Raw genomic sequence first — 26,508 nt, 5'->3', positions numbered from 1 at the left:
GATAGTGCGGTTCCGGACCTGACTTCCCCTGGGCTGCGCGCTGGCAAGACGCCAATAACTATGGCAGAGAACGCTGATTTTTAAAGTTAAATTCTGCATTTGTGTTGCCAGCATCAAGGAATAATAACAAGAGGAATGGATGGTGACCGATAAACCCCGCTTGAGTTTCTGGCAGATCTGGAACATGTGTTTCGGCTTTTTGGGCATCCAGTTTGCCTTTGCCCTGCAAAATGCCAACGTCAGCCGAATCTTCCAGACCCTGGGTGCTGACATGGATCTCATCCCGATCCTCTGGATCGCCGGGCCGGTCACCGGCTTGATCGTCCAGCCCATTGTCGGCCACTTCAGTGACAAAACCTGGACCCGCATGGGCCGTCGCCGTCCCTATTTTCTCTACGGTGCATTGGTGACCAGCCTGGCGTTGATCGCCATGCCCAACTCCCCCTATCTCTGGTTTGCCGCTGCCATGCTGTGGATCATGGATGCCGCCATCAACGTCTCGATGCAGCCGTTCCGTGCCCTGGTGGGGGATAACCTGCCTAAGGCGCAGCAGCCCACCGGCTTCGCGGTTCAGAGCTTCTTTATCGGTGTCGGGGCGGTAGTCGCCTCCATGCTGCCCTGGCTGCTGGCACTTTACGGTGTCAGCAACGAGGCGGCACCCGGTGAGATCCCCGATACCGTCCGCTACGCCTTTTACTTCGGTGCTGTTGTGCTGTTTCTTGCGGTGGGCTGGACGGTGCTGCGCACCCGGGAGTACACCCCGGAGCAGTTGGCCGCCTTCGAGCAGGCGCAACAGAAGACCGTGGTGCCGGAGAAGCCCCGCAGTGCCGAGCGCTGGTTCCGCGGTGCGGTGACCTGGTTCCTGCCGGCGGCCATCGGGACCGCAGTGATCGCTTTCTGGCAGTTGGATGCTCAGCTCTACATCCTCAGCATTTCGGTACTGGTGTTCGCCCTGATGCAACTCTATGTGGGCCTGCGCCGCCGCGCCGGCAAGGACCATAACGGTACCGACGTGGTGATGGCGGATCTCTACGCCATGCCGCAGCCGATGAAGCGCCTGGCCCTGGTGCAGTTCTTCTCCTGGTTCTCCCTATTCGCTATGTGGATCTACACCACCGCAGCGGTGACCTCGGTGCATTACGGCACCATGGACACCAGCTCGGCCGCTTACAACGAGGGCGCCAACTGGGTGGGCATGCTGTTCGCCGGCTACAACGGGTTCTCCGCCCTGGCGGCACTGGTGATCCCGCTGATGGTGGCGCGGATCGGGATCCGCTTTAGCCACGCCTTCAACCTGCTGCTGGGTGCGGCGGGTCTGGCCTCCATCATGGTGATCGAGGACCCTCTCTGGCTGATGCTCTCCATGGTGGGGATCGGCTTTGCCTGGGCCTCCATCCTGTCGCTGCCCTACGCCATGCTGGCCGGTTGCCTGCCCGCCAACAAGATGGGCGTCTTCATGGGGATCTTTAACCTCTTCCTGGTGATCCCCCAGCTGCTGGCCGCCAGCGTTCTGGGCGTCCTGCTGCGCTTGGGCTTCAACAACGAGCCGATCTACGCCATGTTGATCGGTGCTGTCAGCTTTGCCCTGGCCGCCCTGTGCATGCTGGCGATGAAGCAGCCAGAGTCCGTCCCCGCCCCCCAGGCGGCCTGAACCCCCTCGATAACCGGAGCCTCGCAGGCTCCGGTTGACGTTATCGGAGAGTCATCATGAAACCGACCCTATCGGCCCTGTGCGTCCTGGCGAGCCTCATCTCTTTAGCGGGCTGCGGTACGAGCCCGCAAGCCGGTTTGCCCCCGGCGCAGAGCCCGGATGCAGAGCGGGCGCGTTACATCGGAACCGAGCACCCCTTCGCCAGCGAGGCGGTCTATTTCGTCGTCACGGATCGCTTCGTCGATGGCGATCCGGGCAACAACTACCCCGAGGAGAGCGGCTGGGATCGGCCGCTGCGGTGGGAAAACGGCGACACTGCCAATGTGGGCTACCTCGGCGGCGACTGGCAGGGGATCCTGAACAACACCGACTACATCCGCGAAATGGGGTTCACCTCGGTGTGGATCACCCCCATCGTGGAAAACCCCTCAGAGGCGTTTAACGGCGGGACGCCCATTACCCAGGGCAGCATCGGGACGGACCGGGGCAAATCCGGCTACCACGGCTACTGGGGGGTGAACTTCTACCGGGAGGATAAGCACTGGGGATCTCAGGGCCTCAACTTCCGACAGTTCACCGCCGCCATGCGCGAGCAGGGACTGGGAACGGTGCTGGATATCGTGCTCAACCACGGCAGCCCGGCCTACAGCATGGATCCCCCCCAGCCGTTGTTCGGCCAGCTGTACGATGGCCAGGGGGATCTGGTGGCGGATCACCAGAACCTGGCTCCGCAAGCGCTGGACCCGGAGCACAACCCGCTGCACGCCTTCTTTCGCAACCAGCCGGACCTGGCCCAACTGGCGGACATGGATGAGCGCAAGCCGGAGGTGATGGACTACTTCGTTGGTGCCTATCTGCAGTGGATCGAACAGGGCGCCTCGGCGTTTCGTATCGATACCGTCAAGCATATCGACGCCGCTTCCTGGGGCACCTTCGCGGCGCGGATCCGCGAGCAGCACCCGGAGTTTTTCATGTTTGGTGAGGTGTACGACTACAGCGCCGAGGGGATTGCGCCCTACACCTACGAGCCCTTCGGTGGCATGAGCGTGCTGGATTTCCCGATGAAGGCGGCGTTGGGGGAGGTGTTCGAGCAGGGCAGGGGGTTTGACACCCTGCTGCCGACCCTGAAACTGGAGCAGCGTCTCTATGCCAATCCCTATGAGCTCACCACCTTCTACGACAACCACGATATGCCCCGGCTCAACGCCGACGACAACGGCTTTATCGATGCCCACAACTGGCTCTTTACCGCCCGGGGGATCCCGGTGGTCTACTACGGCTCCGAGATGGGGTTTATGCGTGGCAAGGCGGAGCACAGTGGCAACCGTAACTACTTTGGCCAGGAGCGGGTGGAGCAGGCGCGAACCCACCCCATCCGTCAGCAGCTGATGGCGATCGCCCGGGTGCGCCAGGCCACGCCCGCCCTGCAGCGGGGTGTGCAGCTGAACCTCTCGTTCGAGCAGGACACCGCCGCCTTCTACCGGGTGCTGCAGGATGGAGAGCAGGCCCAGACCGCCCTGGTGCTGCTCAACAAGGGGGATGAGCCGGCGGCCTTTACGGTCCGGGAGTACCTGCAGGCGGGGGGCTGGCAGGAGCAGTTGGGGGGAGAGTGGGTCACCATCGAGCCCGGTACTGTGCTGGAAACCCAGGTGCCTGCCCACGGAGTGAAGGTGTTTGTCCGCAATGGGACCGTCGAAGGGGCGGCGCTCAACGCCGAACTGGCCCGCCTGATGGCCCTGCGCGACGGCATCCTGGTCTCCGGCGAACGGTGATGGCTGCCAAGCGCCGGGCCTGAAACTAACCAGGGCGTCCTTCGGGACGCCCTTTGCTTTGGGAGCTGAGCTCCTAAATAACGGTTCCGACTTGTGCTACACCCTACCGTTCGCGACGGCAAACTGATGCAGTGGAGCATAAAGCTCTTAGGAACTCGGTTCTAGGCCCTAGCTCCTAAGAGCCGGAGCAAAGCCCAGGGAGCTTAAGCTTTCACGAAAGGGGAGCATATTTAGGAACCGTCATTTAGAACCCAGAACGTAGTTCCTGTTTCCTCGGCTCTGGCTCTTAGGATCTAGGAACTCGCACCTAGCTCCTAGCACCTCTCCACAGCTGTCCCGGACCACCAACCGGGTGTCGATGGTGGCAGGGGCGGTGGGCTGGCCGGTGATCTGCTTGATTAGGCTGCTGACCAGGGCTTCCCCCGCCAGGCGCGTGTCCTGGCGAACGGTGGTGAGGGCCGGAGTGCAGAAACGGGCCACGGGAATGTCATCGAAGCCCACCACGGCGATATCATCCGGCACCCGATATCCCCGCTCCTTGAGTGCCTGCATCGCCCCGATGGCGATGAGATCGCTGGCGGCGAAGATGGCGTGCAGATCGTTGACCCGCTCCAGCAGTGTCAGAGTCGCCTGATAGCCCGCTTCCTCGTTGGTGATGGCGTCCTGCTGCAAGCTGGGGTCAATGGCCACGCCCGCCTGCACCTGGGCTTTGACGTAGCCCTGGTAACGCTGGAAGAACTCGGGATAGTGATTGGAGGCGGTGCCGATAAAGGCGATGCGCCGGTGGCCCCGTTCGAGCAGGTGTGCCGTGGCGTCGAAGCCACCCTGCAGGTTGTTGCAGCCGACGGCGATGCCGCAGGTGGACTCCATCTGTGGGCCCCAGCGAACAAAGGGGGTGCCCTGCTCCTCCAGCTGTTTCAGTTTCGGCTGGTAGTCGATGGCATCGCCATAGCCCAACAGGATCAGGCCATCCGCCTTGTGGCTGTCGGCGAAGTCGCCAGTCCAGTTGTCGGAAAGTTGCTGGAAGGAGATCAGCAGGTCGTAGCCCTGCTTTGCACAGGCGCGGGTGATGGAGCCGAGCATGGCGTGGAAGAAGGGGTTGATCAGCGAGTCGTCCGAGGTGGGGTCTTCGAACAGCAACAGGGCCAGGGTTGCGCTCTGCTGGGAGCGCAGGCTGCTGGCGTGCTTGTCCACCTTGTAGTTGAGCTGGCGGGCGATTTTATGCACCAGCTCTATGGTTTCCGCCTTGACCAGCGGGCTGTTTCTCAACGCCCGGGAGACGGTGGACTGGGATACGCCAGCCAGGTGGGCGATATCGAAAGAGGTGGCTTTCTGCTTGGTGAGGTCCGTGCGTCCGCCTGGGGAGATGGTTTTCATGGATTCGCTGACGCACTCGCGGCGTTATCGTGATATTGCTGAACAATATACCGGAAGATCGCGCCGGGAAAAGTGTTAAGTGGCTCTCACTCGGGCGCAGGCAGCAGATACTTTGGTGGCTGAACCCATCCTCTTGTTCCCCTTGCATCAAACCGGGTATCGGCCTGGGCATAAAACGTGCTTTATTATTCCTAGGTGGAATATTTGCTTTGGTTTTTATAAGCAATAATCGTGAGCAGTCGGTAGCGGATGAGACTGCCGAGAACAGCAAATCGAGAGGGACAGGATGGGTGAACGGCAACAGCGGACGCACTTACAGGATTTGGAAGCGGAGAGTATCCATATCCTTCGCGAGGTGGTGGCGGAGTTCGACAATCCGGTGATGCTTTACTCCATCGGTAAGGACTCCTCGGTGCTGCTGCACCTGGCTCGTAAGGCATTCTATCCAGGAACCCTACCTTTCCCCCTGCTTCACGTGGACACCGACTGGAAGTTCAGGGAGATGATCCAGTTTCGGGACCGCATCGCCCGAGAATATGGGCTGCGACTGCTGGTGCACAAGAACCAGCGGGGTCTGGAGATGGGGATCAACCCCTTCGTCCATGGCAGCGCCATTCACACCGACATCATGAAAACGGAATCCCTCAAGCAGGCCCTGGATCACTACCGCTTCGATGCCGCCTTCGGCGGTGCACGTCGGGACGAGGAGCGCTCCCGGGCCAAGGAGCGGGTTTACTCTTTCCGGGATCAACGGCACCGCTGGGATCCCAAGAATCAGCGGCCGGAGCTGTGGTCGCTCTACAACGGGCGCGTCAATCCCGGTGAGAGCATCCGCGTCTTCCCCCTCTCCAACTGGACGGAGCTGGATATCTGGCAGTACATCTACCAGGAGAATATCGAGATCGTACCGCTCTACCTGGCGGCGGAGCGCCCCGTGGTAGAGCGGGATGGCAGCCTGATCATGGTGGACGATGAGCGAATGCCGTTGGCCCCCGGAGAGCGGGTCCAGCAGCGTAAGGTTCGGTTTCGCACCCTGGGTTGCTACCCCCTCACCGGTGCCGTGGCATCCGACGCGGACACCCTACCGGCGATCATCCAGGAGATGCTGCTAACCAAAACCTCCGAGCGCCAGGGTAGGGTGATTGATCGCGACAGCGTCGGCTCCATGGAGAAGAAGAAAGTGGAGGGGTACTTCTGATGTGGCCTTTGAGCGTGATGACCCACCAAACCCGGACCATGCAGAGGGAACTGACCTTACGATGAACGCACATAACGCCCTGATCGAGCAGGATATCCTGGCATACCTTAAACAACACGAGCAGAAGGAGTTGCTGCGTTTCATCACCTGCGGCAGCGTCGATGACGGCAAGAGCACCCTGATAGGGCGCCTGCTACACGATGCCAAAATGATCTTTGATGACCAGTTGGCAGCGCTCAGTCGCGACAGCCAGCGCTCCGGCACCACCGGTGAGAAACTGGACCTTGCGCTGCTGGTCGATGGACTGCAGTCGGAGCGGGAGCAGGGGATCACCATTGATGTGGCTTACCGTTACTTCGCCACTGACAAGCGCAAGTTCATCATCGCCGACACCCCCGGGCACGAGCAGTACACCCGCAACATGGCGACCGGGGCCTCGACGGCGGATCTGGCGATTATCCTCATTGATGCCCGCCACGGGGTTCAGGAGCAGACCCGGCGGCACAGTTACTTGGTGGCCCTGCTCGGGATCCGGCAGGTGATCGTCGCGGTCAACAAGATGGATCTGGTGGCCTTCGATGGTGACCGTTTCGATGCCATCGTTGCCGACTACCGTCACCTGGCCGACGCCCTCGGGCTTCAGCAGGTACAGTTCGTCCCCCTGTCGGCGCTGGACGGGGATAACGTGGTCGGGCGCAGCGCGCGCACGCCCTGGTATAGCGGTGAGCCCCTGATGACCCTGCTGGAGACGCTGCCGCTCAGTCGGGACAGCTCTCACTTGGCGTTTCGCTTGCCGGTGCAGTACGTGAACCGTCCCCATAGCGACTTTCGGGGGTTTGCCGGCACCCTGGCCGCGGGGCGGGTCTGTGCCGGCGATGCGGTGGTGGCGATGCCATCGGGCCGCGAAACCTTCGTCAAATCCATCGTCACCTTCGATGGCGAGCATGCCGAGGCCCACGCGGGCGAGGCGGTGACCCTGACCCTGGCGGATGAGATCGATCTCAGCCGGGGGGAGATGCTGGTGGCCCCGGAAGCATTGCCCTGCCTCTCGACCCGGCTGCAGGCCAACCTGGTGTGGATGGCCCAGACCCCGATGCAGCCTAAGCGAGAGTACGGCATCAAGCTGGCCACCCAGAGCGGAACCGCCTGGGTGGAGGTGATCGAGGAGCGGATCGATGTCAATACATTGGATCGGCACCCGGCCCAGTTGCTGGGTCTCAACGAGATCGGTAGCGTGATCCTGGGCAGTGCCAAGCCACTGCTGTTTGACCGCTATCGAGATAATCGAACCACCGGGGCCTTCATTTTGATCGATAAGATCAATCACGAGACGGTGGCCGCGGGGATGATCCTGAACCCCCTGCCCGAGAAACCTCAGCGTGTCCCGTCCGGCGAGTCCTACAGCGAGTTTGAACTGGCGCTCAATGCCCTGGTGCGACAGCATTTCCCCCACTGGAACGCTCGGGACCTGCTGGCGGAGTCCGGAGCGAGGCCGGAGCAGGACGATACCCCTTGATGGTATCCCTGACGATGGCACAGGGGGCGACCTTGGCACTGATGCTGGCCCTGGTTTTGGGGCTGGTGTTGACCCGGATCCGGCCGCAACTGCTGTTTGCGACGGCGGCGCTGCTGCTGGCCATCGGTGACCTTGTGCCGGCACCGAGATTGCTCGAGTTGGCGGCTAACCCGGCGGTAATCACCCTGCTGATACTGCTGCTTATCTCGGCGGCGCTGGAGAAAACCGGTGTGCTGGCACTGATCGGCCGCTACCTGTTCCGTGGCGGTTACACCCATACCCTGGCCCGTATGGGGGCGGGAACCATTCTCAGTAGTGCGCTGCTCAACAATACCGCTGTGGTGGCGACCATGGCCGGTGCGGTCCAGCGCCAGCGGACCCATCTTCCTTCGCGGCTGCTCCTTCCGCTCTCCTATGCGGCGATCCTGGGGGGCACCCTGACCCTGATCGGGACCTCCACACACCTGGTGGTGAACTCGGTGTTGAGTGAGCAGGGCAGGGCACCGCTGGCGCTGTTTGATTTTCTGCCGGTGGGCGCCGTGGTGGCGCTGGCGGGGCTGGGGCTCCTGATGCTGCTGGCTCCGACGTTGCCGGTGCGGGCGGAGGCTGCCGAGGAGGAGCCGCCCTACTTTATCGATGCGGAGATCGCTGAGGGCAGCCCGCTGATCGGCCGCAGCGTCGAGGAAAACGGCCTGCGCGCCCTGCCGGGGATGTTCCTGGCGGAGGTGGTGCGTCAGGGGCGTCTCATCGCCCCGGTGACGCCGGACCTGATCCTCGCCGATGGCGACAAACTGGTGTTTTGTGGTGCCATCGACAGGATCAGCGAACTGGATCGTTTCAAAGGCCTGAGCCTCTTCGCGGGAACCAATGGCCTGCTGGGCAGCAACCTGATCGAGGTGCTGCTCAGCCCCACCTCCAGCCTGGTGGGGCAAACCCTGAAGCAGAGTGATTTCCGGGCCCGCTTCGATGCCGCCGTGGTGGCGATGCGGCGTCGGGGAGAACGGCTCTCCGGCAAGCTGGGCAATCGCCCTCTCCAGGGGGGGGACATCCTGGTGCTGGCCACCGGAGAGGGTTACCGGCGCCGGCGCCGCGTCAATCGTCACTTCTACCAGATAGGTGGTACGGTACTGGCTCCCGGGCTCAGTGCCTGGCAGGAGTGGCTGGCCATCGGTGGCTTTGCCGCCGTATTGGCGAGCCACCTGGCCTTCGGGGTCCCCCTGCTGCTGGGACTGGGGGTACTGCTTACCGCCTTGTTGGCCAGCGGGGTCCTGACCGGCAACGATATCCGGCAACGTTTTCCCTTCGAGCTGTGGGTGATCATCACCGGGGCATTAGCGATGGCGGAGGCGTTTCATCAGTCCGGCCTGGCGGCCGATCTGGCGTTCGGGTTGCAGGCGCAGTTGCAGGGTTCCGGGCTCTATGTCGCTTTGGCGGGGGTCTATTTCGTGGCGCTGCTGGTGACGGAGCTGATGACCAACAATGCGGCGGCGGCGCTGGTTTTGCCGCTGGCACTGGGGCTGGCGGATGCCTTCGGGGTCTCGGCGATGCCCTTTATTATGGTGGTCGCCTACGGGGCCAGCGCCAGCTTCATCAGCCCCTTCAGCTACCAGACCCACCTGATGGTGATGAACCTGGGGAACTACCGTAAGCGGGACTACCTCAGGCTGGGGTTGCCCCTGTCGCTGCTCTACAGCACCCTGGTGTTACTGTTGGTGCCCCGGGTGTTCCCGTTTTAACGCTTGAAGGGAAGAGCCTGGGTTCTAAGAGCAAAAGGCAAGAACGAGTTCCAGATTCCAGCGCTTAGAACCTAGTACCCAGAACTCAGGCTCTTGCCCTTAGGAACCAGGAACTCGCTCTTAACACCCAGACCCTTAAGGAGGGAGAGGGGATGACCCAAAATATTGTCTGGCACCCCCAGGGTGTCACCCCTGAGCAGCGCCGTGCGCTTAATGGCCATGGCGCGGCGGTGATCTGGTTTACCGGCCTCTCCGGGGCGGGCAAGTCGACCCTGGCGAACGCGCTGGAGGCCCGCTTGCTGGCGATGGGGGCCCACAGTTACCTGTTGGATGGCGACAATGTGCGTCATGGCCTTAACGGTGATCTCGGCTTCAGCGAGGTGGATCGGCGGGAGAACATCCGCCGCATCGGCGAGGTCAGCCGGCTGTTTGCCGACGCTGGCCTCATCGTGTTAGCGGCTTTTATCTCCCCCTACCGACAGGATCGTGAAGCGGTAGCCAGGTTGTTGCCGCCGGGCCAGTTTATTGAGATCCACCTGGATACCCCCCTGTCGACCTGTGAGCAACGGGATCCCAAGGGCCTCTATCGCAAAGCCCGCGCCGGCACCTTGACCCAGTTCACCGGCATCGACGCCGAGTACCAGGCGCCGGAAAAGCCGGCGCTGCGGCTCAACACTGCCCAGATGACGGTGGCGGAGTGTGTGGAGGCATTGATCGCCCTGCTTGAGCAGCGCGCTGTCCTCCCCGCTGGGCGCCAGACTGTCCGCGGCAGCTCTGAAGCGGCGGAGCCGGCGCTGAGCCCGAAGGCGTAATTATTGGGAAGGATCTCACTCGCCGTTTCTACGGGGACTTGGTGCCTCGCGGCAAATGACACTTGAGACGCTGGCCCCACCGGTTACATTGGACTTGGGCAAGGTTGCGATAGATAAACCAGGGCAGGGAGATGGCCGACTTCGATCTTTTTAATGGTGATGCGGATGGGATCTTCTCCCTGCTGCAACTGCGCAAGAGCGAGCCCCGGGAGGCGACCCTGGTCACCGGGGTTAAGCGGGACATTGCTTTGTTGGAGCGCGTCACCGTCCGACAGGGTGACAGGGTGACGGTGCTGGATATCTCCCTGGACAGGAACCGGGATGCGCTCAAGCGCGTTCTGAACCAGGGCGCTTGGGTGCACTATATCGACCATCACTTTGCCGGCTCGGTACCACGATCGCCTCGCCTCACCACCCTGCTGGATCCGGCCCCGGGAACCTGTACCGCGTTACTGGTGGATCGCTACCTGGATGGCGCGCAGCGTGAGTGGGCGATCGCCGGTGCGTATGGCGACAACCTGCTGTCCGAGGGGGATGAACTGGCAAACCGCTGTGGCCTGAATGCACAGAGGCAGGCCCAGTTGCGGCAGATGGGGGAGTTGGTTAACTACAACGCCTATGGCCGCACCGAGGCGGATCTGCACTGCGCACCGGCAGCCCTGTTTCATGAGCTGATGCAGTATGCCTCCCCTTGGGCGGCCTGGGAGGATCAGGACTCGGTTATCCATCGCCTTAAGGCGGGCTTCGAGGAGGATCTCCGGCTCGGGCTGGCCGTGCCGCTGGAGCGGGCGGGTAGGGGCGGACTCTGGCTGGCGTTGCCGGATGCGCCCTGGGCCCACAGGATCATTGGTACCCTAGCCAATCGGCTGGCTCGAGCCCACCCTGAGCAGGCGCTGCTGCTGATGATCCCAACAGGCGATCACCATCACCAGGTCTCCCTGAGGGCTCCCTTGAACGCGCCTTTGGGGGCGGACCGTCTCTGTCGCCGTTACCCCAGCGGCGGTGGGCGGGCCAGCGCAGCGGGCATTAATACCCTGCCCAATGATCAAATCAGCGATCTCCTACAAGATTTCTCCACACACTTTCCCGGCCTTTGATGGCATAATGTGCGCCAAATTTCCCCGTGTCCGCCGGTGATAACTCAGCTTCTGCCACACCCGTGGCAGCTTGTGCGTTTCGGCGGCCACCCTGTGCCGGGCCTGCCTTCATGATTTTTTTCCGGTGGGCCCGAGCGATCTCCCTGTCCGTTGCCCCGTGGGCCACGGACGCTGCGGTACTGAAGCCGCGGCCAAAACAGAACGGTTGAATTATGAGTCGAAAGTATTTTGGTACCGATGGGGTACGGGGCTTGGTGGGGCAGTACCCCATCACGCCGGATTTTGCCATGAAACTGGGCTATGCCGCCGGCACCATCATGGCCCAGGAGGGCACGCGGGAGGTGATCATCGGCAAGGATACGCGGATCTCCGGGTACCTGCTGGAGTCGGCCATGGAGGCGGGATTCAGCGCCGCCGGGGTCAACGTGGCGCTTACCGGCCCGCTTCCGACCCCCGCCATCGCCTACCTGGCCCAGACCTTCCGCGCCGATGCCGGTGTGGTGATCAGCGCCTCCCACAATCCCTACCACGATAATGGGATCAAGTTCTTCTCCAATGGCGGCACCAAGCTGACGGACGAGAAGGAACTGGCCATTGAGGCGCAACTGGATCAGCCGATGGGGTGCGTGGCATCAGAGAAGCTGGGCAAGGTGCGCCGCATCGATGATGCCGCCGGCCGCTACATCGAGTTTTGCAAGAGTACCTTCAGCAAGTCCGGCAGCCTGGAAGGGATGCACATCGTGCTCGATTGTGCCCATGGTGCCACCTACCACATTGCCCCCGCGGTGTTCCGCGAACTGGGCGCCGAGATCACCGTGATCGGCGATAAGCCCAACGGTATGAACATCAACGATCACTGTGGTGCCACCCACCTGGATGCGCTGGTGGCCAAGGTGACCGAGATCGGCGCCGACATGGGGATCGCGTTTGACGGGGATGGCGACCGGGTCATGATGGTGGACAGAGATGGCACCGTCGTCGATGGCGACGGGATCCTCTACATCATCGCCCGCCATCTGCATCGCAGCGGTGAGATGCAGGGGGGCGTGGTTGGCACCCTGATGGCCAACCTTGGCCTAGAGCTGGCGCTGAAGGCGCTGGATATCCCCTTTGCCCGTGCCAAGGTGGGCGATCGCTACGTCGTGGAGATGCTTAAAGAGAAGGGTTGGGACCTGGGTGGGGAAAATTCCGGCCACATCCTCAGCCTGCGTCACCACAGCACCGGGGACGGCATCGTCGCTTCGTTGCAGGTACTCAATGCGCTGCAGGCGATGAATGAAACCTTGGGTGAGGCCCTGGCGGGCCTCACCATGTTGCCGCAGGTGCTGGTGAACGTACGCTTCTCCGGTAATACCGCCCCGCTGGAGGCGGAGTCGGTGAAGGCGGTAGTGGCCGAGGTGGAGGCCGAGATGGGTGAGCAGGGCCGGGTGCTGCTGCGCAAATCCGGTACCGAGCCACTAATCCGGGTGATGGTGGAGGCCCAACCGCATTTTGATGTCGAGGGGCTGGCACAGCGCATCGCTGACGAGGTGAAACGGATCGACGCCGCCTGATACCGACTCTTGGAAACAAAGCCCGCCCAGTGCGGGCTTTTTTCTGCTCTGTTCGAGTTAGCTATTGTTTTTATTAACCCTTTAATTGTTCCTGACATTTACCAGCAATAACTTTGCCGGCTGCAACCAAGGGGGCGTCCCGCCCCCTTGGAACCCCGTTTGCCTCCGGTCGTCGCTACCCCTCTCTTTCGTGGCCAAAGTCTGCGGCTCTGGCTCGAGTCGATATCCCTATCTTCGTGAGCCACTCAGGCCATCCTGGCCTTCAGCCTGGTCTTTGGCCACTTCGTCCGGGCGACTCCAAGTTGGCGAAGAGCTGGCGGGACATCCAGCCCCATTGACTGTCATTGCTAGCGGGAGCTTCAACCCTTATTGGGACAGAGGCCTTTTTTCTGCCTCGGTTTTGGGTGCCGGGTTGGTGGAAGCGAGAAGGGCAGTGGGCCCGGCCAGCAGTCGTTTGAGAGACCAAGGTCATTGCCGTCGGATCCGCCGCCGGGTTCCGGTAAGATTGTTCGGTCTGAACGGGATTGTGGGAGCGAGAATGGAGTTTTGGCTTAAAAAAGCGGTGGCGGCGACCATCTTGCCGGTACCACTGGCCTGCCTGCTGGTGATTGCGGGCTGGCTCTTGTGGCGCTTTGGCTTGCCGCGCACGGGGCAAGGGGTGTTGCTGCTTGGGCCTCTGTTACTGGTGCTGCTGGCCTTCTCCCCCATCAGCCAGAAATTGGCCGGATCACTGGAGCGACGCTACCCGGTGTGGCAGCCGGATGGTGAGGTGGCTTACGTGCTGGTGCTGGGCAATGCCCACCACAGTGATCCCAACCGGACCGCCCTGCAGCAACTCTCCAATGTGGCGATGGCCAGGCTGATGGAGGGGATCCGGATCTGGCGGGCAAACCCCGATGCTGTGCTGGTGGTTTCCGGCTACGGCGGTTTCGACCCTATCTCCCATGCGGAGATGCAGCGACGGGCCGCGATCAGCCTCGGGGTGCCCGATGGCAAGATCCTGATCCTCCCCCAGGCACGGGATACGGCGGAGGAGGCACGCTTGACGGCGTCCGAGATCGGCGCTGCCCCAGCGGTGCTGGTGACCTCCGCAACCCATATGCCAAGGGCGATGCGCAGTTACCAACTGGCCGGCTTGTCCCCTCGGCCCGCCCCCACCGATTTCATCGCTGTGCCGACACATCCCTGGCGTTTGAGTGCCCGAAATCTTTGGGTAAGTGAGCGGGCACTTCACGAGTACCAGGGACTGCTCTGGCTGGCTTTGAGACACTGAGCCGTCATCACGGCCAATAACGAGATATCAAAACGATGCCGCTGCTTTGGTTTGCCACCCTGGTCTGGGCCTTCTCCTTCTCTTTGATCGATCAGTACATCGCCGGCCAGGTGGATCCCTACTTCGCCGTGTTGTCACGGATGCTGCTGGCTTGTCTGCTGTTTGTTCCCCTGCTGCGCCCCATCCCGGTCAAACTGGCAGCGCAACTGACCGGCATCGGGGCGATACAGCTCGGATTGATGTTTACCCTTCTCTATCATGCCTTCGCGTACCTGACGGTGCCTGAGGTGCTGCTCTTTACGGTGATGACACCGGTCTGGGTGCGGCTTCTCGAAGACTTGCGTTTGCGACACTGGGAGTGGCGGGGGCTGCTGCCGGCGCTGGCGGCGGTGCTGGGGGCGGTCATTATCCGTTACGAGCCGGTGGCGGAGCGCTTCTGGTTTGGGTTTGCCCTGGTCCAGGGCGCCAACCTGAGCTTTGCCCTGGGCCAGGTCGCCTACCGCAGCCTGGCTCGGCAGCATCCGGTACCTTATCACCGCGCATTCGGCTGGTTTTTTATCGGTGCGGCCCTTCTGGCCCTGGTTAACTGGTGCTGGCTGGGCAACGGGGAGCGCCTGCCTCAAACGTCACTGCAGTGGGGAATACTGCTGTGGCTGGGGCTGGTTGCATCGGGGATAGGTTATTTCGCCTGGAACCTGGGGGCCACCCGGGTCAGCGCCGACCAACTGGCGGTGATGAACAATGTGCTGATCCCGGCCGGGATTTTGGTCAACGTGCTGATCTGGCAGCGGGACGCGGATCTGGTGAGGCTGGCTGTGGGCGGGGCGGTTATCGCCCTGTCTCTGTGGTGGAGCCGACCAGCGCCGCGTCGCGATAGCGGCGCAACAGGGTAACCATCGCCTCCGGGGTGCGATCCAGCATCGACATCGGCAGGTAGAGATCAAATCCCAGCCCCTGGCGCAACAGGGTCACATGGCCGGCGTAAGCGGCCAGGACACCCGTAAGGCCGCTGTGATGCTCGGTCATGGTGGGTAAACAACTGCCGTCCTGACAGGGGCTCACCAACCGCTGTAGGGGGCGTTGCTCCATCAGAAGCGCCAGGGCCAAACGGGGTTGAATGCTATGAAAGTGGGTTTCGTTGTGCCGCAGCCGCACGCCGACGAAATTGAGCGGCTCCATGCTTTCTGTGTGGCGGGGCTGATCCAGTCTCTGCATCGCCTCCCAGGGAACAAACCAGGTGCCCTTGCGGTGGTAGTAGTGCAGGCCTTCGGGGGTCAGCTTGAGGCTGATGGGAGGATCCAGGCGCTTCAAGACGCCAAGGATGGTGATCACCATGCCGACCAGACCGGTGGAGAAGCCCAGGATCGGGGTGATCCCGAAGGCGTACATCAGCAGGCTAATGGCCACGAGGAGTAGGCCGCCGAAGAGCATCGTCAGGCTGTTACGGCGGCTGATAGGCGTAAAGGTCAGGCTGTCCATTTTTTCAGCCTAGCACCGCTGGGCTGGGTTGGAGTCAGGCTGCGCTGGTTTTGGCTTTCGCTTTGGGTTCAGCTGCTTCCGCAGGCTTGGGGCTTTCCAGGCGCAGCATCGCTTCTTTGAGGCGGGTGCCGACAAATTGGCCTCCTTCGAAGATCTCGATCTTTTCGGAGAGGACCTCACCGTCCACCATGCCGTTAGCGGTGATGGAGAGGCGCTGACACTTAAGTTTGCCCTTGAAGTTGCCCGCAACGCGGACTTCGGCCGCTTCCAGTTCCCCTTCGATCCGGCCTGATTGCTCAATAGTCACAGTGCCCTTGGCGGTGATCGTCCCCTCCAGGTTGCCTTCGACAAGGCAGTCACTGTCGAGGGTCAGTTCCCCTTTGAGGCGGCAGTCTTCGGCGATGTAGGTGAGGGTAGATGAAGCGCGGCTTTTGCTATTTTTTCCAAACATGGTGGCGGATCTTTCCGGTTATAAATCAAGGCAATTGGGTGAGGCGGTGGCGACAGCACGCCCCTGCCAAGCAGGGACTATGCCGCTGATAGGGAAAAAAATCCACCGCCTAACTCATTTTTTGCTGACCAACCGGTTAGGGGGAGGGCTCCGGAGAGTGGGCGATCTCGTTCAGCCGCTGCCGCAGGGGCTCGCTGAGAGCCGGATGGCGAAGGGCGTATTCCAGGTTGGCCAGTAGGTAGCCCAACTTGCTGCCACAGTCGTGGCTGCGCCCCTGCATGGCGAAGGCATCGACGGATTCGGTCGACAGCAGTTTGGCAATGGCGTCGGTCAGTTGCACCTCTCCTCCGGCCCCCGGCGCCTGTTGTTTCAGCAAGGGCCAGATCGACTTGGAGAGCACGTAGCGACCGACGACCGCGAGGTTGGATGGGGCCGTCTCTGGCTCCGGCTTCTCGACCAGGGCCTGGATCGGGGCGGAATCGCTGGGGCCGATGCTGTGCGAGCCGATGTCTGCGATCCCATAAAGTCCCGTGAGCTCCGGCGGTACCGTCTCGACCAGCACCTGGCTGCGCTGGCGCTGATGGAACTGTGCCACCATCATCGCCAAGTTGTCCCGGCTTAGATCGCAGGCGAAGGGATCGATCAGAACATCCGGCAGGATCACCGCGACCGGGGCATCGCCGACGATGGGGTAGGCGGTGAGGATCGCATCGCCCAGACCCCTGGGCTCATGCTGGCGGACGCTTATCACCGTAACGTCATCGGGGCAGATGGCCCGCACCTCTCTGAGAAGTTGGCGCTTGACCCGACGTTCCAGGGTGGCCTCCAGTTCGAACGAGGTGTCGAAGTGGTTTTCGATGGAGTTTTTGCTGGAGTGGGTGACCAGGACGATCTCTCGGATCCCGGCAGCCACGACTTCATCGACGACATGCTGTATGAGTGGCTTATCGACCACCGGCAGCATCTCCTTGGGGATCGCCTTGGTGGCGGGAAGCATGCGAGTGCCAAGACCGGCAACGGGGATCACGGCTTTCTTGACCAACTCTTGCATCTCAAGACCTCCTGTTAAATGCGTGGGATACACGGTGGGAAAGCCTGACGAAGTGTAGTCACGGGATCTGTGCTGTGAAGGAATATCGAACGCTCAGGACGTAAAAAAGGGGAAGCGATAGCTTCCCCTTTTTTACGTCCTGATACCCGAGTTCAGAGTTGAATGCGGCTCAGGTTCTTAGCCAGGGTTTGGGCGCCAATCCCTTTGACTTCCGTCAACTGCTCGGGAGTTCGGAAGGCCCCCTCTTGCTCCCGGTAGCGGACGATGGCTTCCGCCTTTTTAGGGCCAACGCCGATGAGGGCTGCAGCCAGGGTTTCGGCGTCGGCGGTGTTGATGTTGACCTTTTCAATGGCGTGTACCGATTCAGTACTCGGTGAGGCAGCCGGATTATTGACAGGTTCAGCCGCCAGCGCGGGCTGGCAGAGGAGGGCGAGGCAGATCGGTAGAAGTTTTTTCATGACACATCCTTGTTGAAGTTTCCGAAGGTGGATCGGAATTTTGACTCTAGACGCAGAGCTGCATGGGAGACAAAAACAAAGGTGTGGACCGGTGAAGTAACTCCCTCATTCCTTGCGTTTAATCGACCCTCAACCGGCGGGAGGCGAAAGCTTACGGCGTTGCTCACCGGGCTTTGAGTTCAGAAAACAGGGCATGGTTTCGAATGGCCAATCGGCACACTTATGGCTGATGGGTGTCAAGCCAGGCAGTTAACCCGATTGTGCTGAGTCGAGGGCGCAGGTTCGAAAGAGAGCCGGAACGAGGTTGACGACAAAGTGTGCGAACGCACACAGAGCGGGGCGAATTCTTCGGCCGTCCCTTGCATCGGGCTTCGCCCCCAGTGATAATGCCCCAGCGTTTTCGGACGCACCTGTCTATGGTGCCCCGGTCCTCTCGCAATGCTAATTCGTGCACCTGGTCAGGCCCGGAAGGGAGCAGCCAACGCGGAGGACGCATGTGCCGGGATGTGGCTGGGGCGCCACCCAACTTACCTCGAAGTTGTGAACTCCCACCAAAGCTTAATTCGACCCTCAAGTGAACGTTTCGGGTCAATACTCTCCTTTAATCAAAACCCTGGATTTTACCTGGCTTCAGCGAGGCACCATCGGCTTTGGGCACAGTGCGCCTTGAATCTTGCCCGTTGATGCTTAGGCAGATCGAGTAGAACGCCTCTTTGCTACGCTTTGAACTCGGACGTACTGGCTCTCGAGCTCAATGAACCACCAATCTCTCTCCAAATCCCGCCCTTTTTATCTCCTGCACTCATGTGTGGTCGTGCTGCTGGTTTGCTATCTAGCCGGTTGTGCATCGTCAACAAAGCCCCAGGCCACAGACTACCGGCTTCGCGCACAGCAGCAGGAGCGGGGGGAGATCCGGGTGTCGGCCGTTGTCCTCAGCGCCGGAGAGGCCCTGCATCATTTCCAATTGCCGATGGAAAAGCAGGGGATTCAACCCATCTGGATCTCCATCCGTAACGGCGGACAAAGCGAGCTCGTCCTGCAGCTTCTGAGTGTCGACCCTGACTACTTCGCGCCCTCAGAGGTGGCTTGGCGGCTTCGTAAACGCAGTTCGCTCAGCTTTGAAGCACTCCAACAACAGCTGTTAGAGCAGCACATACCCGTGGTGATCCCCGCGGGACAAACCCTGTCCGGCTTCGTGTTTACTAACGAAGACCCCGGGGCTAAAGCCTTCTCCATCGAGCTGTTCGGGGAACAGGTCTACCACAGTTTTGAGTTTGCGCAGCTTGTCCCCGGGCTTGAAGCGGATTTCGTGCGCGTCGATTTTGAAAAACTGTATCCAGCAGAGCAGTATCGTGAACTGGATAGGGAGGCCTTTCGACAATACCTGCAGGCCTTGCCCTGCTGCACCTTAGGGGGCGATCAACGCAGTGATGGGGACCCGCTTAACCTGGTGATCGTTGGCGATGGCCGACACCTGCTTGCTACTTTGGTACGCCGTGGTTGGGATCTGACGGAAACGCTCCACCGAGGCTCGGCCTGGCGCACTGTCCGCTCGTCACTGTTCGGGGCCCAGTACCGTACCTCACCGGTGTCCCCGCTCTACCTGTTCGACCGTGCGCAAGACTTTGCATTACAGAAAACGCGGAGTAACGTCGATGAACGTAATCACCTGAGGCTTTGGTTGGCGCCAGTGACGGTGGATGGACAGCCGGTGTGGCTTGGCCAGATAAGCCGGGATATCGGGATCAAATTCAGCAGCAAGACCCTGGTCACCCATAAGATTGATCCGGTTATCGACGAAGCCCGGCTCTACATCACTCTGGACCTGGTTGCGTCCCGCTATTTGGCCGCCGTTGGCTACGTGGAAGGGGTCGGACGGGCGAGTTGGGAAGACCCTAAGTTTAACTACACCAAGGATCCCTATTTTACCGATGGACTGAGAGTGGTGCTTTTCCTGGCACCCAGCCCAACGGCCCTGGGTGATATCGACTTCCTCTCTTGGGCAACGCCGGGTCTTTAGTTTCGTTGCGCTTTCCGTGTTGTCGCAGACCGCTCACGAAGCATCAGCGAGGTCCTATCACGTGCCAGTTTTCATTTCTCGCAATCACAGGCGGTGGGGTTAAAACACTTTTGTCTTCCCCGCTAACCGCCTTTTTGTGCTGACTCTGTGGGGAACTCCACCCAGAACAGCCCACGCCATTGGCCTAACTGGTACCCGGTAGCCTCATCCTCCGGGTAGTAGTGGCTCAGGAGTGCCCGCGTCTCATTGGCGATTTGCTGGCCATGGCAGGCTAAGCAGGGCGGCGCGATGGTGATGGGCTCCGCATAGCCGGTGGTCTCCTTGGTGATCTCAACCGTGACGGGAGTGAGCTCGCCCCGCTGGAACTGGGACAGGATTGGCTCGACCCAGGCGGGAGGGCGATTCTCCGGGCTGCGTAGCTTGTCGCTGCTGCGGCCCATCTGGATACCGTTGTTGGAGTGCCGACGGGCGATGGCGGGGGCTTCCTGCTGGCATAGGGTAACGGCGCTCTCTGGCCCCTCCTCCAGGCCCTTCATCAAGGTCTGTTTCAACTCCATTTTGAATGGGGTGAGTAATTGGGCCCCTCTCTCTGCCGGGGCAGGAGCAGTTTGGGCCAACGTCGGCAGTATCAACAGGGGGAGAATCATCAGGCGCATAAACAGACTCCATGGGGTTTATCTGGGCGAAGGGGGCGGCTCTGTTTCCCCTCTTTGTATTTTACTAGTTTAGTTGGATCTAATGTTTGCTGTCGCTGGGTGATGGAACCATAAATTGGCCTTCTTCCCAGTTGTATTCTTCGTGTTGGGATAGCCGACACGACTTGCTGAGTAGAAAGCACAATCGTCGTCCACATGCTGAACTAAACTCCTTAACTCATAGATATGAGAGGGTTGTGCTTTGGAATCATGGCTCAGTCGCAGGATTTCGGCGTTACGTTTCCTATTGGTGGCCGGGCTGGTTTACGTCCACTTCGGCCCCTTACCCCACTCTGCCAGCAACCCCTTTCGCGGCGTCGCCGATCTCTCGAACCTAGTTCCGGAGATGGCGAACAGCCTGGTGCTCTACCTATTTTTCAGTGCCGTACCTCTGTTAAGTCTGATCTCCGGCTACCTTTTTTTCCTTGGTGATCGCCCCCTGCTAGACAAGTTAAGGCGGCGGGTTCATACGCTGCTGCTGCCCTCGCTCTTATGGCTGACCCTCTGGCTCTTGGTGGGGTGGGCGCTGGCCGGCCTTTTGCCTGCGGCGGTTCAGTCATTGAATGTCGCCAAAGATCCCGGCGCGATTGTCACGGCATTGACGGGATTTCAGTGGCCAGAACACCCCCTCCCCAGCGGCGTGCGTTCGCTTTACCGGTGGCTCAATGACGCCACCGGGCAGCCGGTCGCTTTGCAGTTCTGGTTTATCCATGATCTCGTGTTGACCCTTTTGGCGACTCCCATTCTAGCCTGGCTGCTTAAGCGCCATGCACTGGTCACCCTAGGTTTCCTCGCCATGGTGTGGCTCAGCGGATACGAACCACCCCTGATGTTCAATGCCAACGTCCTCTTTTTCTTTTCCATCGGGGCAGCGGTTGCACTGAATGGATGGCGAGGGCCGATCCCGGGCAGTACCCTGTTCTGGTGCTCTGGCCTGGTGGCGATGCTGCTGACCCGTGTCCTTGTCCCCGCCTGGACTCAGCCGGTCGGCACCATGCCTTTTGAGCATTGGCTGGAGTGTGGGATCCGTCTCTTTGGCACCGTGACAATGCTTCGCCTGGTCTGGGCATCACCCGGAGTGGTGCATCGAATTCAGCCTCTGGCGCCAGCGGCGTTTTTCCTTTTTGCCAGTCACTACCCCACGGTGGTTTTACTCAAGCACCTAGTGGCGCCCTGGGTGTCCGGGCCCATGGGCCAGCTGTTGACCTGGTTGTTGATGCCCCTGTTGTCCATTACCCTGCTGGTTGGTTTCGCCTGGTTCCTGGCGCGATTCACCCCGAGGGTTTTCGCCCTGCTAAACGGCCAGCGCGGTTGGCCAGGAGCCGCCGGCGGCGCAAGTCCTGAAAACCAGGATGCGACATCGTCGCCGCCGGGCTCGGCTGAGCGCCATCCACTACTGCGACGCCTCAGGGGAAAGCTCGAACGCTGGTACCTGTTTTACGTGCGAGACTTACGGTTCTGCTTCGGCGGACTGCATTTCCAGGTGTTGGTGGAGAACGACCGTCGCTTTAATTTCGCTTACTTTCAGTGGCTAAAAGAGAACCGCCCGCAACTCTATCGGCATCTGCGCTTCACCGTGGTGGGAGGCATCTTCTCTAGGCCGCGACGTGGTTCCGCATTACTCTTACCCTGGCTCCAGGACCCGGTTAAGGAGCGCTCCCTGGCGCTCTACCGTCGTGTGCGTCGGATTGAGCGCTGGTATGAACGACGGGGACTCCCGGTCATAAACTCAGTACGCTCTCTCAGTAATACCAAAAAGTCCGAAGCGACCCTTCTTGCACGAGAGCTGGGTTTGCTGGCGGCGCGCTTCGTGCCCTGTCCGCCCAGCTGCGGATTTGACCGGCTTACGGATGAGCTGGGCCTGCCCTTTATCCTCAGAGACAATGCGGCTCATCGTTGTCGCATGCACTTGATCACAGACCGCGAGAGCTTCGATCGTATCGATCGGATGCCCTTCATCGAACCGGTTGCCTGTGAGTTCATCGATACCGCTCAACACGGCTGGTTTCACAAGTTTCGCTGTGTACTGATCGGGGATAAGAGCTACCCGAGACACCTGGTGATCTCCCGGCACTGGTGTGTGCATACCGCAGAGCGCAGCTTTGATGAGCATCATCTGGCACTGGAGCGTGATTACCTGTTGAAGGAGCAGGGGGCCCAGTTCCAGCGGCTGCAATTACTGCGTCAGCGGATGGGGTTGGACTGGGTTGCCTTTGATTACTCCCTGACGATCGCAGGGGAGTTGGTAATGTGGGAGCCGAACCCTTTCCCGGTGCTCTGGCACTATGATGCTCCGCTGCCGGATGTCCTGGACCACCAACGCCAGGCCAATGACAAGATTTTTGAAGCTCTGACGGAGTATTGTCTTGAGCGCGCGAAGGTCACCCTGGATGACGACGAGTCCCTGGTGCCGATCTCGGCGTAACTTGGCTTACAGGGAGGTTGTGCCGGCGGTGCCATATCTTAACCGGCACGCCAGCTCTTCTTGATTGCGATCAACTGCCCTCGGGGCGCTCTATTCGGTGAGTTCCGAAACTCTTCCCGCTTGTTCCCCTTTACTCAATCCTCTTTAGGCTTCGGGTCTTCTCGATCTTTTTTCTCTGTTTGGCTGTTCCTAGCCCCAGGCTTCCTATCCGTTTCGGGGTCTGCAGCGTCGTTGTTATCGACCATCTTCTCGGGAGAGAGCAGTGCTTCGAGGTACGCCGACTCGAGATCCGTCATCTCCCTGGCAACCTCTAAAATGGGTCGACCACTGGCCTGGGCGGTTTTGGCGATCTTTGCCGCCTGGCTGTAGCCGATATGGGGAGCCAGGGCGGTGACCAGTATGGGGTTGCGGGCCAGAGGCGCCTCGATGGCGTCATGCCGCAGACTAAACCGGGCCAGAGCCTGGCGATTGAGCAGTGTCACGGCATCGGTGAGCAGTGCAATGCTGCCGAGCAGTTTCTCCGCCACCAGGGGCAACATGACCGTGAGTTCGAAGTTACCCGATTGTCCAGCCAGGGTCACCGTAGTGTCATTTCCGATCACCTCGCTGGCGGCCATCAGCACCGCCTCCGGCACCACGGGGTTAACCTTACCCGGCATGATGGAGGATCCGGGCTGCAGCTCCGGCAGTTGGATCTCGCCGATGCCGGCGTTGGGCCCGGAGTTCATCCAGCGCAGGTCGTTGCTTATCTTGACCAGGGCGCAGGCAACGCCTTTAAGGTCGCCGGAGAGGGTCAGGCTTGGATCCAGGGCCGATATCAAGGCGCCGGGATGCGCTGCAGGCGACAGTGCGATATTTGTAAGCTGGGACAGTTCCTGGTGGACCTGTTTCCTAAAACCCACAGGGGCGTTGATACCGGTGCCCACGGCCGTCCCGCCCAGGGGTAATTGAGCCAGGGGGAGCAGGCTCTGTTGCAGGGCATTCTGATGGTGTGCCAGCTGGCACTCCCAGCTTCGCAAGCACTGGCTGAAACGGATGGGCAGGGCATCCATCAAGTGTGTCCTGCCGGTCTTGATCACGTCATGCAGCTCCTCGGACCGCCTGACAAGGAGCGCGCGGATCTCATCCAGGGCGGGAAGCAGCTGATTCTGCAGCGCCAGGTGGCAGCTGATGTGAATGGCAGAGGGGACCACATCATTGCTGCTCTGGCCGAGGTTCACGTCGTCATTGGGGTGGAGCCGCGATCCCAGTGCCTGGCTGGCCAGGGTGGCGATCACTTCGTTGACGTTCATATGGCTGCTGGTGGCGGATCCGGTCTGGAAGCGACTCAGGGGGAAGTGGCGATGACGCTGGGGATCGGCCAGCAGAGACTGGCAGGCCCGGGCAATGGCGTCTGCACGGGCCTGGGGTAGGGCGTTAAGCGCTCCATGGCTGCGGGCCGCGGCGAGCTTGATCATCAAGATGGCATCGATAAAGTCCTGGGGCAGGGGCGACTGGCGAAAAGGCAGGTTATCCAGCGCCCTCTGGGTTTGGGGGCCATGCAGAGCATCGATAGGGATCCGTACCAAACCCAGTGCATCCTCCTCTTCGCGAAATTCGCTCATCTGCGCCTCCTCTTGGTCAGTCGTGGAGAAATAAATCCTCTCCTAACGATAGCCTGTCCCGGTCTGCCTCCTTTGTTCCCCGCCCGGGAGTGCCATTTTCAGTCGATGTTCAGCAGACCGAGACGCTCAAAGCGTTGACGCAGCATCGCCAGGGGCATGTTGCCGGCCTCAAGGAAGTGCGCATGAAACGCTCGGTCCTGTTCGTCGCTGCTCAGGTGTGAGTGAGCGGCGTTAAACTCCCGTTTCAGCCTCCAAACCAGGGTATTCCCCAGCAGGTAACAGAGAGGGTATCCGCGCTCCTGTGAATACCAGTTGAGTTCGGCCTGAACGCGTTCATCGGTAAATCCGGTGACCGCTTTGAGCAGGACGCCGGCGTTGGCGAAGGGGTCATCGCTCTCTAAGGAGACTGGGTAGCCGATCTCCAGGTAGCGCGTTTGCCCGGTCATGAAATAGAGATCGATCGCCACCCGGGCGCTGATCCGGCTGATATCCAGTTTGGCGATAAAACGTGCTTCGTCCGTCAGGTCGCCCATCAGGCCCTGATCGAGCATGTAATCCTCTAGCATGGTAGTCCAGCCCTCGGCCAGTTCCATGGCGGGGAACACCCGGCGGACCAGCGAAGGGTGGCCGCAGGCGGTGGCCAACTGCAGGTGATGCCCGGGGATCCCCTCATGCACCATCATCACCGGGATCCCAAGCTCGGTATGTTCATCTCTCAAGGATTCGCTCAGGGTCAGGTAGATCTGAGAGACCTTGGTGCCCGGACGCAATGCCGCCGGCTGCATCATGGCGCCAGCCGGGATCATCGGTGCCATGAACGCGGGGGTCTGCATGATGTTCATGGCCTGATCGGCAGGCAGCGGAAACAGCCCCTTCTCCTGGATGAACTGTGCGATCCGCTCTGCCTCCTGGTGGTAGCGCTCGAGTATCGTCTGGAGATCCCCGTCAGGGGTGGCCACTGCAAAGCGTTGGTTCAGGAATTCCTGCAGTTGCGCCACTGTGGTGGACGCCGGGCGTTGATACTTGGTGCAGAGTTGTTGGCGCAACCGCTCGATATCGTCCCGCGTACGGCGTACGAAGTCGCAGGCATACTGGTGAACTTCATCCAGGCTTTGCTCTATACCGTTACAGCGCAGCAGTGCTTGTGCACTTTGGGGACCAATGGCGAATGCCTGTTCGGTTTCAAGCCCTTTCAGTGCCCGGGCATAGCGCTCCATGGCGTCGTCGGCGACCGTCACTGCCCGCTTAAGGGCTGGTAGCTGGGGGTAGTCTTCCTGCTCCGCCCATTTCTGGATGCTGGCAAAGAGATCCGGCAGGCCAGCGAGGGTCTCCAGATCGATCTCCACCCAGCGCTGGATTGGCCTGTCCAGGCGGCTGAACATGGCGCTGAGGAACGCTGGCGCCTGCTGAAGGCGAGAGAGGATGTCATCGAGCCGCTGGTGGGCAGGGCGGGGATCCGCCACTACCAGCAGGAAGATCCCGCTACTGAGTGTCTCGCCGGCTCGGGGGAGCTGCGTTAGGTGAGGACGGTCGTTGTAACGCAGCTCAGCCTCGAAGCACACTCGCTGGGCGGTCAGCGCCATCAAGGTAAGATCCTGTTGCTGGTCAAAGTCCGTGGCATCGGGGTACCGGGCGATCGCGTCCAGCAGCTCCTGCGCCCGCTCGGCATCAGCGCGATGAGCACTGAGCGAGGGGTCAGGCAGATCGCCGAGACGCTGCGTCAGGCCCAGTTCAACACAGGCATTGGGATCCTGGCTTATCAGGTCGAGATAAAGATGTTCGATGCGGGAGTAAGCGTCCATAGCGGCTCAACGGTCATAAGGGTCCGACGATGTTGGCACAGCACGCCGGGAGCGGCAATCGGATGGAAGGGAAAAAGCTTTTAGAAACAACAAAGCCCATCTAAGTGGTGCCTTAGATGGGCTTTATCAAACGCGTTTGGTGGAGTCGGCGGGAGTTGAACCCGCGTCCGAAACACCTACACCGTCGGTACTACATGCTTAGTTACTCTTTTAGTTAACCTTTTCAGACGCCGAGCAACAGGCTTCGTCGAGGCGAGTCCGATTGGTTTTAACGCTTCACCTCCGGACAAAGGTTCCACGCGATCTTGCAGGGTTTGACTGCCTATAATCCTCAGCCAGCAAGCGGGGCGTTGGAGGCAGGCACTCTACTGCTTATTAGGCAGCGAGGGCGTAGTTTTCGTCGTTTGCGACTATTTTTTTGCGGCTTTTTACGTGGCCAACCGCCCCACGGCATGCACCTTGGGCTTCGAGTATCCCGTCGAATCCTGAATCGACCCCAAGTACAGACGAAGAGTACCACCGAACCTGCGAGGTGGCA

At 60.7% G+C, this 26,508-nt stretch carries 20 protein-coding genes and 2 other RNA genes; 13 read left to right on the top strand and 9 right to left on the bottom strand.

The annotated features are described in order from the left end of the window. Window positions 1-139: 139 nt before the first annotated feature. Together ABD997_RS00960 and ABD997_RS00955 are read left to right on the top strand one after the other, a co-directional pair. A complete protein-coding gene (locus ABD997_RS00960; protein ID WP_345315140.1) occupies window positions 140-1,651 on the top strand; it encodes an MFS transporter in 1,512 nt (503 codons plus the stop codon). A gap of 56 nt (window positions 1,652-1,707) precedes the next feature. After that, window positions 1,708-3,423: an alpha-amylase family glycosyl hydrolase gene (locus ABD997_RS00955; protein WP_345315139.1), complete on the top strand. Its 1,716-nt coding sequence runs from the start codon at window positions 1,708-1,710 to the stop codon at window positions 3,421-3,423. A gap of 240 nt (window positions 3,424-3,663) precedes the next feature. Here the strand turns inward: ABD997_RS00955 and ABD997_RS00950 are convergent, their stop codons facing one another. Beyond that, the gene (locus tag ABD997_RS00950) at window positions 3,664-4,800 is read right to left on the bottom strand and encodes a LacI family DNA-binding transcriptional regulator (RefSeq protein WP_345315138.1); all 1,137 of its coding nucleotides are present in this window, start codon (window positions 4,798-4,800) and stop codon (window positions 3,664-3,666) included. 286 nt (window positions 4,801-5,086) lie between these two features. Here ABD997_RS00950 and cysD point away from each other — a divergent pair, with 286 nt between their 5' ends. From cysD to ABD997_RS00910, 8 genes are all read left to right on the top strand, one after another. Further along, window positions 5,087-5,998 (top strand): sulfate adenylyltransferase subunit CysD, encoded by a 912-nt coding sequence (gene cysD / locus ABD997_RS00945; RefSeq protein WP_345315137.1) that lies wholly within the window; start codon window positions 5,087-5,089, stop codon window positions 5,996-5,998. A 61-nt stretch (window positions 5,999-6,059) separates the two neighbouring features. Continuing rightward, window positions 6,060-7,514: a sulfate adenylyltransferase subunit CysN gene (cysN, locus tag ABD997_RS00940; protein ID WP_345315136.1), complete on the top strand. Its 1,455-nt coding sequence runs from the start codon at window positions 6,060-6,062 to the stop codon at window positions 7,512-7,514. Then, window positions 7,514-9,250: an SLC13 family permease gene (locus ABD997_RS00935; protein WP_345315135.1), complete on the top strand. Its 1,737-nt coding sequence runs from the start codon at window positions 7,514-7,516 to the stop codon at window positions 9,248-9,250. The genes cysN and ABD997_RS00935 overlap by 1 nt, the downstream gene beginning before the upstream one ends. A 152-nt stretch (window positions 9,251-9,402) precedes the next feature. Beyond that, the gene (gene cysC / locus ABD997_RS00930) at window positions 9,403-10,062 is read left to right on the top strand and encodes an adenylyl-sulfate kinase (protein ID WP_345315134.1); all 660 of its coding nucleotides are present in this window, start codon (window positions 9,403-9,405) and stop codon (window positions 10,060-10,062) included. 131 nt (window positions 10,063-10,193) lie between these two features. After that, entirely contained in the window at window positions 10,194-11,159 is a 966-nt protein-coding gene (locus ABD997_RS00925; RefSeq protein ID WP_345315133.1) for a DHH family phosphoesterase, read from the top strand. A 209-nt stretch (window positions 11,160-11,368) separates the two neighbouring features. Further along, on the top strand, window positions 11,369-12,712 hold the full coding sequence (glmM, locus tag ABD997_RS00920) for a phosphoglucosamine mutase (RefSeq protein WP_345315175.1): 1,344 nt from the start codon (window positions 11,369-11,371) through the stop codon (window positions 12,710-12,712). Window positions 12,713-13,250: 538 nt separating this feature from the next. Further along, window positions 13,251-13,985, top strand: coding sequence for an ElyC/SanA/YdcF family protein (locus ABD997_RS00915; RefSeq protein ID WP_345315132.1), 735 nt, complete (start codon window positions 13,251-13,253; stop codon window positions 13,983-13,985). A 35-nt stretch (window positions 13,986-14,020) separates the two neighbouring features. Further along, window positions 14,021-14,878 (top strand): EamA family transporter, encoded by an 858-nt coding sequence (locus ABD997_RS00910; protein ID WP_345315131.1) that lies wholly within the window; start codon window positions 14,021-14,023, stop codon window positions 14,876-14,878. Here ABD997_RS00910 and ABD997_RS00905 read toward each other — a convergent pair. The 4 genes from ABD997_RS00905 to ABD997_RS00890 form a co-directional block, all read right to left on the bottom strand. After that, window positions 14,814-15,464, bottom strand: a complete 651-nt coding sequence (locus ABD997_RS00905; protein WP_345315130.1) for a DUF2982 domain-containing protein — start codon at window positions 15,462-15,464, stop codon at window positions 14,814-14,816. The genes ABD997_RS00910 and ABD997_RS00905 overlap by 65 nt on opposite strands. Window positions 15,465-15,498: 34 nt before the next feature. Then, entirely contained in the window at window positions 15,499-15,915 is a 417-nt protein-coding gene (locus tag ABD997_RS00900) for a bactofilin family protein (RefSeq protein ID WP_345315129.1), read from the bottom strand. A 136-nt stretch (window positions 15,916-16,051) separates the two neighbouring features. Then, complete coding sequence (galU, locus tag ABD997_RS00895; protein WP_345315128.1) at window positions 16,052-16,966, bottom strand: UTP--glucose-1-phosphate uridylyltransferase GalU; 915 nt, start codon at window positions 16,964-16,966, stop codon at window positions 16,052-16,054. A gap of 152 nt (window positions 16,967-17,118) precedes the next feature. After that, a complete protein-coding gene (locus ABD997_RS00890) occupies window positions 17,119-17,424 on the bottom strand; it encodes a ComEA family DNA-binding protein (protein WP_345315127.1) in 306 nt (101 codons plus the stop codon). A gap of 422 nt (window positions 17,425-17,846) precedes the next feature. Here ABD997_RS00890 and ffs point away from each other — a divergent pair. Both ffs and ABD997_RS00880 read left to right on the top strand, forming a co-directional pair. Continuing rightward, an RNA gene (gene ffs, locus ABD997_RS00885) (signal recognition particle sRNA small type) lies at window positions 17,847-17,943 on the top strand. A gap of 397 nt (window positions 17,944-18,340) precedes the next feature. Further along, window positions 18,341-19,444 (top strand): LssY C-terminal domain-containing protein, encoded by a 1,104-nt coding sequence (locus ABD997_RS00880; protein WP_345315126.1) that lies wholly within the window; start codon window positions 18,341-18,343, stop codon window positions 19,442-19,444. A gap of 122 nt (window positions 19,445-19,566) precedes the next feature. Here the strand turns inward: ABD997_RS00880 and ABD997_RS00875 are convergent, their stop codons facing one another. Continuing rightward, window positions 19,567-20,100: a c-type heme family protein gene (locus ABD997_RS00875; protein ID WP_345315125.1), complete on the bottom strand. Its 534-nt coding sequence runs from the start codon at window positions 20,098-20,100 to the stop codon at window positions 19,567-19,569. 241 nt (window positions 20,101-20,341) lie between these two features. On the opposite strand from ABD997_RS00875, the gene ABD997_RS00870 reads away from it, so the two are divergent. Beyond that, window positions 20,342-22,564, top strand: a complete 2,223-nt coding sequence (locus tag ABD997_RS00870; protein WP_345315124.1) for an acyltransferase family protein — start codon at window positions 20,342-20,344, stop codon at window positions 22,562-22,564. A 134-nt stretch (window positions 22,565-22,698) separates the two neighbouring features. Here the strand turns inward: ABD997_RS00870 and ABD997_RS00865 are convergent, their stop codons facing one another. The 3 genes from ABD997_RS00865 to ssrA all read right to left on the bottom strand — a co-directional run bounded on the left by ABD997_RS00865 (window position 22,699) and on the right by ssrA (window position 26,468). After that, a complete protein-coding gene (locus tag ABD997_RS00865) occupies window positions 22,699-24,168 on the bottom strand; it encodes a class II fumarate hydratase (RefSeq protein WP_345315123.1) in 1,470 nt (489 codons plus the stop codon). A gap of 98 nt (window positions 24,169-24,266) precedes the next feature. Next, entirely contained in the window at window positions 24,267-25,970 is a 1,704-nt protein-coding gene (locus ABD997_RS00860) for a DUF885 family protein (protein WP_345315122.1), read from the bottom strand. A 137-nt stretch (window positions 25,971-26,107) separates the two neighbouring features. Continuing rightward, window positions 26,108-26,468, bottom strand: a transfer-messenger RNA (tmRNA) gene (gene ssrA, locus ABD997_RS00855). Window positions 26,469-26,508: the final 40 nt, after the last annotated feature.

It is taken from the genome of Ferrimonas gelatinilytica, assembly GCF_039544205.1.
Classification (GTDB): Bacteria; Pseudomonadota; Gammaproteobacteria; order Enterobacterales; family Shewanellaceae; genus Ferrimonas; species Ferrimonas gelatinilytica.
Note: the sequence above shows the minus strand (reverse complement) of the source record. Positions and strands in the feature narration are given on the sequence as shown.

Coding starts and splice junctions, on each gene's coding strand:
- ABD997_RS00900 (WP_345315129.1), bottom strand. CDS start 15,915: ATGTTTGGAAAAAATAGCAAAAGCCGCGCTTCATCTACCCTCACCTAC.
- ABD997_RS00890 (WP_345315127.1), bottom strand. CDS start 17,424: ATGAAAAAACTTCTACCGATCTGCCTCGCCCTCCTCTGCCAGCCCGCG.
- ABD997_RS00860 (WP_345315122.1), bottom strand. CDS start 25,970: ATGGACGCTTACTCCCGCATCGAACATCTTTATCTCGACCTGATAAGC.
- galU (WP_345315128.1), bottom strand. CDS start 16,966: ATGCAAGAGTTGGTCAAGAAAGCCGTGATCCCCGTTGCCGGTCTTGGC.
- cysD (WP_345315137.1), top strand. CDS start 5,087: ATGGGTGAACGGCAACAGCGGACGCACTTACAGGATTTGGAAGCGGAG.
- cysC (WP_345315134.1), top strand. CDS start 9,403: ATGACCCAAAATATTGTCTGGCACCCCCAGGGTGTCACCCCTGAGCAG.
- ABD997_RS00935 (WP_345315135.1), top strand. CDS start 7,514: ATGGTATCCCTGACGATGGCACAGGGGGCGACCTTGGCACTGATGCTG.
- ABD997_RS00925 (WP_345315133.1), top strand. CDS start 10,194: ATGGCCGACTTCGATCTTTTTAATGGTGATGCGGATGGGATCTTCTCC.
- ABD997_RS00915 (WP_345315132.1), top strand. CDS start 13,251: ATGGAGTTTTGGCTTAAAAAAGCGGTGGCGGCGACCATCTTGCCGGTA.
- ABD997_RS00875 (WP_345315125.1), bottom strand. CDS start 20,100: ATGCGCCTGATGATTCTCCCCCTGTTGATACTGCCGACGTTGGCCCAA.
- ABD997_RS00865 (WP_345315123.1), bottom strand. CDS start 24,168: ATGAGCGAATTTCGCGAAGAGGAGGATGCACTGGGTTTGGTACGGATC.
- ABD997_RS00910 (WP_345315131.1), top strand. CDS start 14,021: ATGCCGCTGCTTTGGTTTGCCACCCTGGTCTGGGCCTTCTCCTTCTCT.
- ABD997_RS00955 (WP_345315139.1), top strand. CDS start 1,708: ATGAAACCGACCCTATCGGCCCTGTGCGTCCTGGCGAGCCTCATCTCT.
- ABD997_RS00960 (WP_345315140.1), top strand. CDS start 140: ATGGTGACCGATAAACCCCGCTTGAGTTTCTGGCAGATCTGGAACATG.
- cysN (WP_345315136.1), top strand. CDS start 6,060: ATGAACGCACATAACGCCCTGATCGAGCAGGATATCCTGGCATACCTT.
- ABD997_RS00905 (WP_345315130.1), bottom strand. CDS start 15,464: ATGGACAGCCTGACCTTTACGCCTATCAGCCGCCGTAACAGCCTGACG.
- ABD997_RS00950 (WP_345315138.1), bottom strand. CDS start 4,800: ATGAAAACCATCTCCCCAGGCGGACGCACGGACCTCACCAAGCAGAAA.